Here is a 15,027-nt window from a genome sequence, read left to right as displayed (position 1 = left end):
GGGCCCGAAGTTTCTTTGGGGGTCTGGGGGCCGACCCCCAGGAATCTTCTGCAATCTCTGCACGGCCCAACCGGGCCGCTGGTCTTGCTGTTCTGTTCGTGCGCTGCGCGCGTCAGCCGGCCATCCGGCGGGTCGCCTCGTCGAGACGCTCCGCGACGGTGCCGTTGATGATCTCGTCACCGACCCGCACCGAGACCCCGCCGAGGACCGTGGGGTCCACTTCGAGATTGAGGTGCATGTCACGGCCGTAGATCCGCGCCAGACCCGCGCCGAGGCGCTGCTTCTGCGCCTCGGTGAGCGGCACCGCCGAGGTGACGACGGCGACCATCCGGTCCCGCCGCTCCGCGGCGAGCTTGGACAGGGACTCGAGTCCCGACTCCAGGCTACGTCCCCGCGGGTGCGTGACGAGACGGACGACCAGACGCTCGGTGACCGCATCGGCCTTGCCGCCCAGCAGGCTGCTCAGCAGCTCGCCCTTGGCGGAGGCCGGGGCCGACCGGTTGGTCAGTGCCGACCGCAGTTCGGTGCTGGACGAAAGGATCCGGCCGAAGCGGAACAGCTCGTCCTCGACGTTGTCGAGCACACCGGTCCGCTGCGCGGCGGTGAGGTCTGCGGTGTTCGCCAGCTCCTCGAGCGAGTCGACCAGGTCGCGCGACTGCGACCAGCGGGACCGGACCATGCCCTTCAGCAGGTCGGCGGTCTCGCCGCCGACCTGACCTGCGAAGATGCGTCCGGCCAGCTCGGCCTTGGCCTCGGCGGCCTGCGCCGGGTCGGTGAGGACCCGACGCAGCGACACCTCACGGTCGAGCAGCGCGGTGACGGCAGCCAGCTCGCCGGCGAGCTTCGCCGCGTCGACCGACGTGTTGTCGGTCAGCGCGTCGAGGGACTCGTGCGCGGCGGCCAGCGCCTCGCGGCTGGCTCCGTTCATCGGGTTGCCTCGGCCTTCGAAGCGCCGTCCTCGAGCGAGTCGAGGAAGCGGTCGATGGTGCGGCTCTGGCGGGCGTGGTCCTCGAGGGACTCGCCGACCAGCTTGCCGGCCAGGTCGGTGGCGAGCTTGCCCACGTCCTGACGCAGCGCCGCGGCCGCGGCCTTGCGGTCGGCCTCGATCTGGGCGTGGCCGGCCGCGATGATCTCCTCACGCTGCCGCTGGCCTTCCGCCTTCATCTCCTGGATGATCGCGGTGCCCTGCTCGGTGGCTTCCTGGCGGAGACGCGCGGCCTCGTGACGGGCCTCGGCGAGCTGCGCCTTGTACTGCTCAAGGACGCTCTCGGCCTCGGTCTTGGCCGCATCGGCCTTCTCGATACCGCCTTCGATCGCCTCGCGACGCTCTTCCAGAACCTTGTTGATGTTCGGGAGGAGCTTCTTGGCGAGGAAGCCGAAGACGATGACAAAGGCGATCAGGCCGATGACGAGCTCGGGAATCGGCGGGATGAGCGGATTCTCCGCTCCCTCGGCCGCGAGCTGAACCATGGGGTTCACATCAGTGCCTTTCGTCTGTTTCTACTGGACTGGTCCGAGGATCAGGAGCCGTAGACGAACGGCATGACCAGGCCGATGAGGGCGAGCGCCTCACAGAAGGCGAAGCCGAGGATCTGGTTGGCGCGGATCAGACCGGCAGCCTCGGGCTGACGGGCAAGAGCCTGGGTGCCGTTTCCGAAGATGATGCCGACGCCGACGCCGGGGCCGATGGCCGCGAGGCCGTAGCCGATGGAGCCGAGGGCCTTGAGGTCACCGGTGACGGCGGCAAGAGTCTGGGACATGCCAGTTCTTCCTTCTCTTTCAAGAACCGGTGGGGGTTGGCCACCGGCAGTCTGCGGGGTACGGGGCGAGCGGAGCTCAGTGATGCTCGGCGAGCGCGCCCTGGATGTAGGTGCAGGTCAGGAGGACGAAGACGTACGCCTGAACCGCCTGGATGAAGAGCTCGAAAGCCGTCATGACGACGACCATCACGAACGAGACGCCGGCGTAGGCGAAACCGATGCCGTTCAGCAGGTACCAGCTGGCGATCGTGAAGAGCAGCAGCAGGGTGTGACCCGCGAACATGTTCGCGAAAAGACGGACCGCGTGAGTGAACGGACGGACCAGGAGGTTCGAGAACAGCTCGATCGTCGCGGCCAGGTAGGCAACCGGGCCGAGCGACTTGTCGAAGCCCGTGACGTTCTTCCAGAAGCCGACGAATCCGTGACGCTTGAACGTCAGGCTGACCCACAGGATGTAGACGATCAGTGCCAGGACCATCGGGTACGCGATGATCGACGTCACCGGGAACTGTGCCAGGGGGATGATCGACCAGAGGTTCATCACCCAGACGAAGAAGAACAGCGAGACCACGAGCGGAACGTACTTCTCGCCCTCACGCTTGCCGATCGTCTCGTAGACAATGCCACGGCGGATGAAGTCGTAGCCGGCTTCGGCGACCATCTGCAGCTTGCCCGGGACGACCTTCGGGTTGCGGAAAGCAGCCCAGAAGAACCCGACGATGATGACGGAGCCCAGAAGCGCCAGAAGCATCGTCTTGTTGAAGTACAGATTGCTGTCCCCGTCGCCCCAGAGCGGCTCGAACAGGAACGAGTGCAGGCCCGGTGCCGGAAAGCCACAACCGTCGAAGATGTGGCAGTCGGTCTCGAAGGCGAGCACCTGCGTCGGGTCAGCACTCACCGCGGGCTCCTTCAGCGTGGCGCATAGGTACGGCAACCTCGTTGTGTCGGCGCGGCACACAGCCGCGGGTCGGCACTGGACTGGTGTTTCGAATGGTGGGGCGGCAGTGGGGCATCAAGCCTCGCGAATAAGCAGGCGTCAGCTCAGATGCCCGCGCCCGCGATGCCGCAGTTGGCACCGGACGATAGCAGGATCCCGAACGCGCCTTTATACCGGCCCTACCCCTCACGACGACTGCCCCTTGTTTCCGGGCTTGCTGCCGGTCGAGGAGTCGGGTTCGACGTAAAGAATCTTGGCCTTCATGTGTGCGCGGGTCTGCGCACCGATCCAGACGAGGGTCAGCGCGACCAGCGTGATGGCGAAGGCCTTGGGGTGGAACAACGTCGTGTTCTTGAACATCGCAACAAAGATGAACAGCAACAGCAACTGGGCTGTGTAGAGCATCAGGCCCATCGCCTGGAACAGCTGCGGCAGCGACTTCGCCACGCGCTGCAGGACATAGAGCCCGATACCCATGAAGAGGATCACCACCAGCGTGGCCACGATCGCCCCGATCGCGCCCTTGCCACCCGCGACCACACCGCTGACGACGGCGGCAACAGCGCCGGCGGCTGCGGTGGGTACGGCGGCATGAACAAGGGTGCGTGCGTCGGTGGACGGCATGGCGGCATCTCCGCTAACTGGTGGGGGCAGGTGTCGTCATGGACGAGCGTAGGCCCGGTCCCGAGATGGGCCTCGGGGGCCAACGAACCGTCGCACTACGGTCCTTCGGCGCTGTCTCCGGGTCTCGTGAACGGTATCACAAACTATTTGATGAGGTCTTTACCCAGTGGTGTGCCAACACTCACACATGAGAGTGAACGCGCCCGTGTGTGCACGACAACAGACCGCTATGTCTGTTAATGGGACACTCTCAGCGCGTCGACCAGCCTCAGGGGTGGCGCCGAGGGCTGAGCCACGTTGACACCCGGACACACCTGGGCCCTGACGCACGCAGCGTCAGGGCCCAGGTTAGTGAAGTGTCAGCAGCCGATGTTCTTTATGCCGGTGCCCTTGGTCCACAGGGTCCCGCTGTAGCGGAACGACTGCTTCTTGTTGGCCCCGATCGCGAACTCCGGGTCCCGTCGCGCTGCCACGGTCACACTGAAGCACGCCTTTCGGGAGCACTTGTTCTCCACCTCGACCATCCGGTCGAAACGCTTGCTGTACCAGCGGACAACCTTGACGCAGTCCGCAGCCCGCGCAGTCACGGACTGCCGCTCAGCCGGAGCGGCAGCCACGGCGGTCGGCGCCAGCATGCCCATCGACCCGAAGATCGTTGCTGCGGCTATGGCTGTCGTTACTGTCTTGCGCATGAACTTCCCCCTCTGGAAACCAGAATGATGCACGGCCGGCTTGGTCTGAGCCCGCCGCTTCGACGTTCATCACCCTAGAACACATGGCGATTACGCACAGTTATCAGTAAGGGATCGTCAGGCGCGAACGGCTCATTAGGTACTGGCCTCCGCCGCCGTGCGACGAGGCCGCATCCCGACGAGGGCGAATCCGGCCCGTGCCGTAGGTTCACGCGCTCTGCCGGGCGTCAATTTGTGATCTACGTTACGGAACGTTCCAGTCAGCGGCTGGAGCCCGCGCGGTCCCTGACCGGGAAGCGGGAGCGCGATCCGACGGCCGTCGCGCCGTTGACACCGCTGACGCCCACCCCGACCGGCACGCGCGGCTCCTCGGTGCCGGACACCGCCGGCTCGGGCTGCTCGGCCGCGGCCGCCTGCCGGGCCCGGCGGCTGCGGCGATAGCGGGGCGGGACGAAGCTCTCCGCCCAGCCGGGGGCGCGGGGAGTGAAGCGCGGGAGGAGCAGGAGCACGAGGCCGACCGCGCTCAGACCGACGACCAGGAGCACGATCCAGATCACCGAGTGCACCGAGTACGCCACGACGCCGAAGGCGATCAGCGCCGACCAGAAGTACATGATCAGCACGGCCCGGCTGTGGGAGTGCCCGATCTCCAGGAGCCGGTGGTGCAGATGACCGCGGTCCGCGGCGAACGGCGACTGGCCCTTCCAGGTGCGGCGGACGATCGCCAGCAGCAGGTCCGCGACCGGGATGGCGATGATCGTGAGCGGCAGCAGCAGCGGGATGAAGACCGGCAGCGCCGCGTGCGTCGCCTCGCGGGCACCCCCCTCGTAGAGCCGCAGCGCGTCCATGTCGACCTGACCCGTCACCGAGATCGCCGCCGCGGCGAGCACCAGGCCGATGAGCATCGAACCCGAGTCGCCCATGAAGATCCGCGCGGGATGCATGTTGTGGGGCAGGAAGCCCAGACACATGCCCATCAGGATCGCGGTGAACAAGCTGGCCGGGGCCGCGGCCTCGATGCCGTAGCTGACCCAGATCCGGTACGCGTAGATGAAGAACGCCGCAGCGGCGATGCAGACCATGCCGGCCGCGAGACCGTCCAGGCCGTCGACGAAGTTGACCGCGTTGATGGTGATGACGACCAGGGCGACCGTGAGCAGGGTCCCCTGCCAGCTCGTCAGTGAGACGGTCCCGACACCCGGCACCGGGATCCACAGGATCGTCAGGCCCTGGACGACCATGACGCCGGCGGCGATCATCTGGCCGCCCAGCTTGATCAGGGCGTCGATCTCGAACTTGTCGTCCAGGACACCGATGATCCAGATCAGGGCGGCGCCGGAGAGCAGGGCCCTCGGTTCGTTCGACAACTCGAAGACGCTGTTCAGGTTCTCAAGATGGTCGGCGACCAGCAGACCGGCGCACAGACCGAAGAACATCGCGATCCCGCCGAGCCTCGGCGTCGGTTCGCGGTGCACGTCGCGGGCGCGGATCTCCGGCATCGCACCGCTCGCGATGGCGAACTTCCTCACCGGACCGGTGAGCAGATACGTCACCGCGGCCGTGACACATAGCGTCAGCAGGTAATCACGCACGGGCTGCCCCACAGGAATCGCTGGCCATCTCAGCCCCACACCTTAGCTGTGGTGGCCACATGATTGAGGACATCCGGCGGCCCGCGATGGTTGCACAGCTACGGCACAACTGTGCGGCTACCCGGGAAACGGCGGATGTCCCGCGACGAGCTCCTGCACCTTCTCACGGATGTCGCGCGCCGCTCGCCCGTCCCGCAGCGCCGCCGTGAACAGGGCCGCGATCCGGCCCATCTGCGGGCGGCCCATGCCCTGCGTGGTGACCGCGGCGGTACCCAGCCGGATGCCACGGCCGTCCCCGTACGGCAGCGCACAGGTGTCGAGCACGATGCCCGCCGCGGCGAGACGGCCGCGGGCCGCCTTTCCCTCGACGCCCAGCGGTGCCGGGTCCGCGCCGATGATGTGGGTGTCCGTGCCGTCCGTCAGCACCGCGAAACCCTCCTCGGCGAGCGCCGCCGCCAGCTCCCGCGCGTTGGCGACCACCTGGTGCGCGTAGGCGGTGAACGCCGGCGTCGCCGCCTCGCCGAAGGCGACGGCCTTCGCCGCGATCGTGTGCATCTGGGCGCCGCCCTGCGTGAACGGGAAGACGGCCCGGTCGATACGCTCCGCCAGCTCCGAGCCGCACAGGATCATCCCGCCGCGCGGCCCTCGCAGCACCTTGTGCGTCGTGGCGCACACCACATCCGCGTACGGCACCGGGTTCGGCGCGGCGCCGCCGGCGACCAGGCCGATCGGGTGCGCGGCGTCGGCGATCAGATAGGCCCCGACCTCGTCCGCGATGTCCCGGAACTGCTCGTAGTCCAAGTGGCGGGGGTACGAGATCGAGCCGCAGACGATCGCCTTCGGCCGGTGCCGGTGGGCCAGAAGGCGTACCTGGTCGTAGTCGATCAGCCCGGTCTCGGCGTCCACGCCGTAGGCGACGAAGTCGAACCAGCGGCCGGAGAAGTTCGCGGGCGAGCCGTGGGTGAGGTGCCCGCCGTACGGGAGCCCCATGGCGAGCACGGTGTCGCCGGGCCGCAGCAGGGCCGCGTACGCCGCGAGCACGGCCGAGGAGCCGGAGTGGGGCTGCACGTTGGCGTGGTCGGCGCCGAAGAGCGCGGTGGCACGCTCGATCGCGATGCGCTCGGCGGCATCGACGAGCTCGCAGCCGCCGTGGTGGCGGGCGCCGGGATAGCCCTCCGCGTACTTGTTGGCGAGCGGCGAGCCGAGGGCGGCGAGGACCGCGGGCGAGGTGAAGTTCTCCGCGGCGATGAGCTGGAGCGTGGTGGACTGACGCTGTGCCTCACCGAAGAGGATGTCCGCGATCTGGGGGTCCTGGCGGCGCAGCGCGTCGAGCGAGGCGGCGGGGGCGACGCGGTGGGCGGGCGCTTCACGTGTGACGGACATGACGGCTCCGGGTCCTCGGGCCTGTGCGGCCACTCCAATGTAGGACCGGGCGGGGTGGGGCGCGCGGTGTATGCGCGGACGGGGGCGTCGGAGCGGCGTTCCGGGACCGGGCCGTCGGGGGTGGATGACCGCGGCGGGGGGGCGGGCCGTCGGGGCGGAGGTGACCGCTGCGCGGGGCCGCTCCCCCACCCGCCCCTTCCCGAACCCGGGGCTCCGCCCCGGACCCCGCGCCTCAAACGCCGGCGAGGCTGGATTCCGCGGAGCGAAATCAGCCCGGCGGGCGTTTGAGGCCAGCGCGCGACGCGCGGTACGGGGGCTGGGGGCGCAGCCCCGCGCACCGCCCGAAGGGCGGGACGGGGGCCGGGGGCGGAGCACCCGGTTTCGGGAAGGGGCAGGGTGAGGGAAGAAGCCCTACCCCGACCGCACACCCGTCAGTGCCGTGACGACCGGGTCCAGCGCCTGGTGGATCTCGTCGCCGATCGAGCGGAAGAAGGTGATCGGCGCCCCGTACGGGTCGAAGACCTCGTCCGCGTCGGGGCTCGGCGCCAGGAGCCACCCGCGTAGAGCCGCCGCCGCCCGCACCAGCGCGCGCGCACGTTCGACGACGCCCTCCTCCCGGGGGTCGGGAAGGGTCGCCGGGTCTATGGCCCGCACGAGGCGGGTGAACTCCTTGAGCGTGAAGGTCCGCAGGCCCGCCGAGTGGCCCATGGAGATGACCTGCGCCCGGTGATCACGGGTCGCCGTGAGGACCAGGTCCGCGCGGATGACGTGCTCGTCGAGGAGCTCCCGCCCCACGAACCCGCTCGCGTCCGCGCCGAAGTCCGCGAGGACGATCTCGGCGTTGGCCTCCATCGGGGCGCCCTCGTGACCCCAGGTGCCGGCGCTCTCCACGATCAGGCCGCCCGTGAGGGGATCGCCGAGGCGGTCGCTCAGGGCATGGCGGGTCAGCCGCTCGGTGATGGGCGAGCGGCAGACGTTGCCGGTGCTGACGTGGAGGATGCGGAAGGTCGACGCCGTACTGCCCGTACTGCTGGTTTCCGCTATGCCACGCCCCTGCGGGGCGGTCAATTGGCCACCTCGAGGTCTGGTACCACCTTGCGCAGCTCGTCCGCGGAGAGGGCTCCCTCCCGCAGCAGGACCGGGACCTTGCCCGTGACGTCGACGATCGACGACGGCACGATGCCCGGCGTCGGACCGCCGTCGAGGTAGACGGAGACGGAGTCGCCGAGCATCTCCTGCGCGGCGTCGCAGTCCTCGGGCGAGGGGTGTCCCGTGAGGTTGGCGCTGGAGACGGCCATCGGGCCGACCTCGGTGAGGAGTTCGATCGCCACGGGGTGCAGCGGCATCCGGATGGCGACGGTGCCGCGGGTGTCACCGAGGTCCCACTGCAGCGACGGCTGGTGCTTGGCGACCAGCGTCAGCGCGCCGGGCCAGAAGGCGTCGACGAGCTCCCAGGCCTGCTCGGAGAAGTTGGTGACGAGCCCGTGCAGGGTGTTCGGGGAGCCGATGAGGACGGGGGTGGGCATGTTGCGGCCGCGCCCCTTGGCGTCGAGCAGATCGGCGACGGCCTCGGCGGTGAAGGCGTCGGCGCCGATCCCGTACACCGTGTCGGTGGGCAGCACGACGAGCTCGCCGCGGCGGACGGCCGACGCGGCCTCGCGCAGGCCGGTGGTGCGATCCGTAGCGTCGTTGCAGTCGTATCGCCGAGCCATCAGCGGGCCTCCTCGTACACGTGCTTCGTCAGGTGCTTGGTCATGGCATGGCCTTGCGGGCGGTGGCGAACCGCGGCCGCTTGTTCAGGTCGGGGTGGTCGGCGGCGTCGGCCCAGCCGGATTCCTCGTTGAAGATCCACGGCACCTGGCCGCCCTGGGTGTCGGCGTGCTCGATGACGACGAGACCGCCGGGCCTCAGCAGCCGGTGCGCGGTGCGTTCGAGCCCGCGGATGGTGTCCAGGCCGTCCTCGCCGGAGAACAGGGCCATCTGCGGGTCGTGGTCGCGGGCCTCGGGTGCGACGTACTCCCATTCGGTGAGCGGGATGTACGGCGGGTTGGAGATGACCAGGTCGACCTGGCCGTCGAGCTCGGGCAGCGCTGTCAGGGCGTCGCCCTGGTGGACGGCGACCCTGGAGCCCTCGGCGTTCTTCCGGGTCCACTTCAGGGCGTCCTCGGACAGCTCCACGGCGTGCACGCGCGAGCGCGGGACCTCCTGGGCCATGGCGAGCGCGATGGCGCCCGAGCCGGAGCACAGGTCCACGATGAGAGGCTCGACGACGTCCATGGCGCGGACGGCCTCTATCGCCCAGCCCACGACCGACTCGGTCTCGGGGCGTGGGACGAAGACGCCGGGGCCGACCTGCAGTTCCAGATAGCGGAAGAAGGCACGGCCGGTGATGTGCTGGAGCGGTTCGCGGGCCTCGCGGCGGGCGACGGCCTCCCAGTAGCGGGCGTCGAAGTCCGCGTCCTTGACGTTGTGGAGCTCTCCCCGCTTCACACCGTGCACGAACGCGGCGAGCTCCTCCGCGTCGAACCGCGGAGACGGCACGCCGGCGTCGGCCAGCCGCTGGGTGGCCTGGGCCACCTCGGCAAGCAGCAGGTTCACGCGCCTACCCTTCCTGTGACGCTCGTGCGGACCGTTGGCACTACCCGTCGCGCTCTACTGCGCGGCCGCGAGTTTGGCGGCGGAGTCCGCGTCGACGCACGCCTGGATCACTGCGTCCAGGTCTCCGTCGAGCACCTGGTCCAAGTTGTACGCCTTGAAACCGACCCGGTGGTCCGAGATCCGGTTTTCAGGGAAGTTGTACGTACGGATCTTCTCCGACCGGTCGACCGTGCGTACCTGGCTGCGGCGGGCGTCCGCGGCCTTGGACTCGGCCTCCTCCTGGGCCGCGGCGAGCAGCCTGGAGCGCAGGATACGCATGGCCTGCTCCTTGTTCTGGAGCTGGCTCTTCTCGTTCTGGCAGGAGGCGACGATACCGGTCGGGAGGTGGGTGATGCGGACCGCGGAGTCGGTGGTGTTGACGGACTGGCCGCCGGGGCCGGACGAGCGGTAGACGTCCACGCGCAGGTCGTTGGCGTGGATCTCGACGTCGATCTCCTCGGCCTCCGGCGTGACGAGCACACCGGCCGCGGAGGTGTGGATACGGCCCTGGGACTCGGTGGCGGGCACGCGCTGCACGCGGTGCACGCCGCCCTCGTACTTCAGCCGCGCCCAGACGCCCTGGCCGGGCTCGGTCGCGCCCTGGCCGCCCTTGGTCTTGACCGCGACCTGGACGTCCTTGTAGCCGCCGAGCTCGGACTCGGTCGCGTCGATGATCTCGGTCTTCCAGCCGACGCGCTCCGCGTAGCGCAGATACATCCGCAGCAGGTCGCCGGCGAACAGGGCGGACTCGTCGCCGCCCGCACCGGCCTTGACCTCGAGGATGACGTCCTTGTCGTCGCTGGGGTCGCGCGGGACGAGCAGCAGCCGCAGCTTCTCGGTGAGCTCCTCGCGCTCCTTCTCCAGCTCCTTCACCTCGGCGGCGAAGTCCGGGTCGTCGGCGGCGAATTCACGTGCCGTGACGATGTCGTCACCGGTCTGCTTCCAGGAGCGGTACGTGCCGACGATCGGGGTGAGCTCGGCGTAGCGCTTGTTGAGTTTGCGCGCGTTCGCCTGGTCGGCGTGGACCGACGGGTCGGCGAGCTTCTTCTCGAGATCGGCGTGCTCGCCGATCAGTTCCTCGACCGCCTCGAACATCTTCGGGCTCCTGGTTCATGCACGTAAGGGTGGCTGCGGTGGCTGCGCGCAGTGTGTGTGCGCAGAACGGACAAAGCGCCGGTCTCGGCCACCCGGGAGGGGGCGGCCGAAGACCGGCGCAGTGGCTCGCTACTTCTTGGCGGAGCCGGCAGCCTTGCCGAAGCGGGCCTCGAAGCGGGCCACACGGCCACCGGTGTCGAGGATCTTCTGCTTGCCCGTGTAGAACGGGTGGCACTCGGAGCAGACCTCGGCGCGGATGTTGCCGCTCTCGATCGTGCTACGGGTGGTGAACGACGCGCCGCAGGTGCAGCTGACCTGGGTCTCGACGTACTCGGGGTGGATGTCGCGCTTCAAGGTGTCTCCTAGTTTCGGGAGGGCGCCGGGTCGCACGGGCGGGATGCTCGTGCGTGAACCGGGGCCGACGTACCAGTCTGCCAGGACCGGCCGTATCTCCCAAAACCGGGGTAGGTGCGGAAGTATTCCTGGCGGCCGAAGCGGGTATTACGGGGCTTCTTCGCGGGCGGCGCCGGCGGCCCGGACGACGGTCGCGGCCTCGCCCTGGTCACCCGCGGAGTCCGCGACCGCGGACGCCGGGATCGGCCTGTCCTGCTTGAGCGCGGTCCACACCTGGCGGGCGCCGGTCTCGACGGGGACGACCCGGTTGGGGTCGGCCGGGTCGTACCGCACCGGCATGGTGATCATGTGGACGTCCTCGGCGCCCAGGGAGCTCAGGCCCCTGGCGAAACCCATCAGCTCGTTCACCGAGTCCAGCTCGGAGTCGGGCGTGATCGCCTTCGTGGCAGCGTCGGAGAGGTCGAGGAGCTTCTTCGGGCTGGTGAAGGCTCCGACGTCCTTGACCTGCTCGATGAACGCCTTCGTGAACGCCTGCTGGAGCTGGATGCGCCCGAGGTCGCTGCCGTCTCCGACGCTCTTGCGGGTGCGCACCAGGCCGAGCGCCTGCTCACCGTCGAGCCGGTGGGTGCCGGGCAGGAGGTTCAGATGGCTCTTGGCGTCGTGGATCGGCTGTGTGGTGGTGACGGAGACGCCGCCGAGCTCGTCGACGAGTTTCGTGAAGCCGGTGAAGTCGACCTCGATGTAGTGGTCCATGCGGATCCCCGACATCGCCTCGACGGTCTTCACCGCACAGGCGGGGCCGCCGACCTCGTACGCGGTGTTGAACATCGCCCGCTGCTCACCGGGGACGCCGCCGCCCTCACGGTCCGTGCACGCGGGCCGCTCGACGAGGGTGTCGCGCGGGATCGAGACGACACTGGCCGTCTTGTGGCCCTGGTAGACGTGGACGACCATCGCGGTGTCCGAGCGGGCGGCACCCTCGTCGGCGCCGTACGCGGAGTTCACGCCGGCCCGTGAGTCGGAGCCGAGGACGAGGATGTCCATGGAGCCGTTGTCGATGTTCTTCGGACGGTCCTCGCCGAGTGCCTGGTTGACGTCGACGCCGTGCAGGTTCCCGTTGAGCTTGAACCAGAGCAGGCCGAGGCCGGACCCGCCGACGACGACCAGCGCCGCCGCGACCCAGGCGGCGAAGGTCCATATCCGGCGGGCCTTCGCGGGCTCTCTGCGGCGCCTGCCGCGGCTCGAGGGTCCCCCCACGCCCCCTGGGCGCAGGGGGAGTATCCGGCCGCCGCCGCTGCTCTGCTCGCTCATGCTCTCCTCGGCTCTCGATACTCCCGCCACCCCCGCCGACGGTGCTCAGGCGCGGTGTGCCGGTAGGTGTTCAGACGTCGAAGCAGCGAGAAGCGTTGCACGGCCGGATGAGAAGTCCTTGAGAACGCGTCGGGCCCACCGCGCGACGCACGGTGGGCCCGACGGACCGTTCCCGGGCTCCGGCTCCCCCGTCCCACCAGCGTTATCAGCGAGTGGAGGCGGTGGCTCCGGAGCCTTGCGCCGGGCTTTCCGCGGGCCCGGCGGCTGTGGTGAAGCTCTCTCAGTCGTTGCCGTTGCCGGCGGACGGAGTCGTCTTCTGGATCTGCAGCAGGAACTCGCCGTTCGACTTCGTCTGCTTCATCTTGTCGAGCAGCAGCTCGATCGCCTGCTGCTGGTCCAGTGCGTGCAGCACACGGCGCAGCTTCCAGGTGACGGCCAGCTCGTCGCTGCCGAGCAGGATCTCTTCCTTACGGGTGCCGGACGCGTCGACGTCCACCGCCGGGAAGATGCGCTTGTCGGCGAGCTTCCGGTCGAGCTTGAGCTCCATGTTGCCGGTGCCCTTGAACTCCTCGAAGATCACCTCGTCCATGCGCGAACCGGTGTCGACCAGCGCGGTGGCCAGGATGGTCAGCGAGCCACCGTCCTCGATGTTGCGCGCGGCGCCGAAGAAGCGCTTCGGCGGGTAGAGCGCGGTCGAGTCGACACCACCGGACAGGATGCGCCCGGAGGCGGGGGCCGCCAGGTTGTAGGCACGGCCGAGGCGGGTGATCGAGTCCAGCAGGACGACCACGTCGTGACCCAGCTCGACGAGGCGCTTGGCGCGCTCGATGGCCAGCTCGGCGACCGTGGTGTGGTCCTCGGCGGGACGGTCGAAGGTCGAGGAGATGACCTCGCCCTTCACCGACCGCTGCATGTCGGTGACCTCTTCCGGACGCTCGTCGACGAGGACGACCATCAGGTGGCACTCGGGGTTGTTGTGGGTGATCGCGTTGGCGACCGCCTGCATGATCATGGTCTTGCCGGTCTTCGGCGGGGCCACGATCAGGCCTCGCTGGCCCTTGCCGATCGGCGACACGAGGTCGATGATCCGGGTCGTCAGCACGCCCGGGTCGGTCTCGAGGCGCAGCCGGTCCTGCGGGTACAGCGGGGTCAGCTTGTTGAACTCCGGGCGTCCGCGCCCGGATTCGGGTGCCATGCCGTTCTGGGAGTCCAGGCGGACCAGCGCGTTGAACTTCTCGCGGCGCTCGCCCTCCTTGGGCTGGCGCACGGCACCGGTGACGTGGTCGCCCTTGCGCAGGCCGTTCTTGCGGACCTGGGCGAGGGAGACGTACACGTCGTTCGGGCCGGGCAGGTAGCCGGAGGTCCGGATGAACGCGTAGTTGTCGAGGATGTCCAGGATGCCCGCGACGGGGATCAGGACGTCGTCCTCGGAGACCTGCGGCTCGCCGCTCGCGAAGTCGTCACGGCCACGACGGCCACGGCGGTCGCGGTAGCGGCCGCGACGGCCACGGCGGCCGCCGCCGTCCTCGTCGAAGTCGTCCTGCGGGCCGGTGTTCTGCTGACCGCCCTGACGCTGCTGGCGCTGTCCGCCCTGCTGCTGGTCGTCGCCCTTGCCGCGGCGGTCGCGCTGGCGCTCGCGGCGGTCACCGCGCTCGCCACGGTCGCCTCGGTCGCCGCGCTGGCCGCGGTCCTGGCGGTCGCGGCGGCCCTCGGCGCCGTCGACGGCGGCCTCGGCCTTGGACTCGGGCTGCGCCTCGGTCCTGGCGTCGGTCTTCACGTCCGTCTTGACATCGGTCTTGACGTCGACGGCGGTGTCGCCCCGGGCCTCGGTACGGGCCTCCGGGCTGCCCGCCTGCGCGGTGGCCCGACGACGGCGGCGCTCACCGGCCGGCTGGTCGTCGCTCGCCGGCTGTCCCGGGATGTCGATCTGCTGCTGCGCGACGGCCTTCTCGGCCTTGTCGGACTTGTCCGCCTTGTGCGGGGCCTGCGCCTTCTCGGCAGCCGGTGCAGCGGCTTCGTCACCCGTACGGGCCTTGGAGGTGGCACGGCGCCTCGGCTTGGCCGCGGCCTCGGTGCCCTCCTCGGCGCTCTTCGCCGGGGAGGTCCCTGCGGCCTGCGCCTCCTTGATGACCTCGATCAGCTGGCTCTTGCGCATACGCGCGGTGCCCCTGATGCCGAGGCCGGACGCGACCTGCTGCAGCTCGGCCAGGACCATGCCCTCGAGGCCGGTGCCGGAGCGGCGGCGCCGTGAGGTGGTGCCGGAGGCAGCACCTGCGGCGGGCGCGGCGTTGTCGACGTTGTTGTCGGCACTCACGCCCATCAGATCGGTGGTGTCGCTCACGAAGGGTCCTTCCCTGGAGCGGACGTCGGCCTTCTGGCTCGGCGACCGGTTGTGCTGTCCGGTTGTGGTCCTGGGTGTGGACCGTGCCGGAGCGGTGGTCCCGCCGGGAAATTGACGGCGGAGAGATACATGCATACGTGCAAGGCCCGGCCCGAGGTCCCCCTGCTCGGCCCACTCCTGGGAAAGCGAGGGGTGTCGTGCCGGTTCCGGAGCGTGCTCGAAACTGCTCAGGCAGGCTGCTCAGGCAGTTTGGGAGGCTCCCGGAAGAATGGTGGTCCCGATGGGGGACACAAAGCACCGC

At 69.3% G+C, this 15,027-nt stretch carries 15 protein-coding genes; all 15 read right to left on the bottom strand.

The features are described 5' to 3' along the window. Positions 1-112: 112 nt before the first annotated feature. The 15 genes from OGH68_RS25065 to rho all read right to left on the bottom strand — a co-directional run bounded on the left by OGH68_RS25065 (position 113) and on the right by rho (position 14,726). Positions 113-928 (bottom strand): F0F1 ATP synthase subunit delta, encoded by an 816-nt coding sequence (locus tag OGH68_RS25065; protein ID WP_264247215.1) that lies wholly within the window; start codon positions 926-928, stop codon positions 113-115. Further along, complete coding sequence (locus OGH68_RS25060; protein WP_264247214.1) at positions 925-1,479, bottom strand: F0F1 ATP synthase subunit B; 555 nt, start codon at positions 1,477-1,479, stop codon at positions 925-927. Before OGH68_RS25060 ends, OGH68_RS25065 begins: the two co-directional genes overlap by 4 nt. Before the next feature lie 41 nt (positions 1,480-1,520). Further along, positions 1,521-1,760, bottom strand: a complete 240-nt coding sequence (locus OGH68_RS25055) for an ATP synthase subunit C (protein WP_005311859.1) — start codon at positions 1,758-1,760, stop codon at positions 1,521-1,523. Between the two features lie 76 nt (positions 1,761-1,836). Then, positions 1,837-2,658, bottom strand: a complete 822-nt coding sequence (gene atpB / locus OGH68_RS25050) for a F0F1 ATP synthase subunit A (protein ID WP_264247213.1) — start codon at positions 2,656-2,658, stop codon at positions 1,837-1,839. Positions 2,659-2,883: 225 nt separating this feature from the next. Further along, positions 2,884-3,321: a hypothetical protein gene (locus OGH68_RS25045; protein WP_264247212.1), complete on the bottom strand. Its 438-nt coding sequence runs from the start codon at positions 3,319-3,321 to the stop codon at positions 2,884-2,886. 359 nt (positions 3,322-3,680) lie between these two features. Continuing rightward, positions 3,681-4,013: a hypothetical protein gene (locus OGH68_RS25040; RefSeq protein ID WP_264247211.1), complete on the bottom strand. Its 333-nt coding sequence runs from the start codon at positions 4,011-4,013 to the stop codon at positions 3,681-3,683. Positions 4,014-4,273: 260 nt separating this feature from the next. After that, positions 4,274-5,605, bottom strand: a complete 1,332-nt coding sequence (locus OGH68_RS25035; RefSeq protein ID WP_264247210.1) for an MraY family glycosyltransferase — start codon at positions 5,603-5,605, stop codon at positions 4,274-4,276. Between the two features lie 117 nt (positions 5,606-5,722). Further along, positions 5,723-6,988 (bottom strand): serine hydroxymethyltransferase, encoded by a 1,266-nt coding sequence (gene glyA, locus OGH68_RS25030; RefSeq protein WP_264247209.1) that lies wholly within the window; start codon positions 6,986-6,988, stop codon positions 5,723-5,725. Positions 6,989-7,399: 411 nt separating this feature from the next. Continuing rightward, positions 7,400-8,056, bottom strand: a complete 657-nt coding sequence (locus tag OGH68_RS25025) for a protein-tyrosine-phosphatase (protein ID WP_264247207.1) — start codon at positions 8,054-8,056, stop codon at positions 7,400-7,402. Next, entirely contained in the window at positions 8,053-8,700 is a 648-nt protein-coding gene (locus OGH68_RS25020; RefSeq protein WP_264247205.1) for an L-threonylcarbamoyladenylate synthase, read from the bottom strand. The genes OGH68_RS25025 and OGH68_RS25020 overlap by 4 nt, the downstream gene beginning before the upstream one ends. Before the next feature lie 40 nt (positions 8,701-8,740). Continuing rightward, positions 8,741-9,586 carry a peptide chain release factor N(5)-glutamine methyltransferase gene (gene prmC / locus OGH68_RS25015; RefSeq protein ID WP_264247204.1) on the bottom strand — a complete coding sequence of 282 codons (846 nt, stop codon included), beginning with the start codon at positions 9,584-9,586 and terminating at the stop codon, positions 8,741-8,743. Between the two features lie 54 nt (positions 9,587-9,640). After that, positions 9,641-10,720 (bottom strand): peptide chain release factor 1, encoded by a 1,080-nt coding sequence (gene prfA / locus OGH68_RS25010; RefSeq protein ID WP_264247202.1) that lies wholly within the window; start codon positions 10,718-10,720, stop codon positions 9,641-9,643. Between the two features lie 129 nt (positions 10,721-10,849). After that, entirely contained in the window at positions 10,850-11,074 is a 225-nt protein-coding gene (gene rpmE / locus OGH68_RS25005) for a 50S ribosomal protein L31 (protein WP_264247201.1), read from the bottom strand. Between the two features lie 147 nt (positions 11,075-11,221). Further along, on the bottom strand, positions 11,222-12,385 hold the full coding sequence (locus OGH68_RS25000) for an LCP family protein (protein WP_264247199.1): 1,164 nt from the start codon (positions 12,383-12,385) through the stop codon (positions 11,222-11,224). A gap of 280 nt (positions 12,386-12,665) precedes the next feature. Then, entirely contained in the window at positions 12,666-14,726 is a 2,061-nt protein-coding gene (gene rho / locus OGH68_RS24995) for a transcription termination factor Rho (protein ID WP_264247198.1), read from the bottom strand. Positions 14,727-15,027: the final 301 nt, after the last annotated feature.

The organism is Streptomyces peucetius, assembly GCF_025854275.1.
Taxonomy (GTDB): domain Bacteria; phylum Actinomycetota; class Actinomycetes; order Streptomycetales; family Streptomycetaceae; genus Streptomyces; species Streptomyces peucetius_A.
Note: the sequence above shows the minus strand (reverse complement) of the source record. Positions and strands in the feature narration are given on the sequence as shown.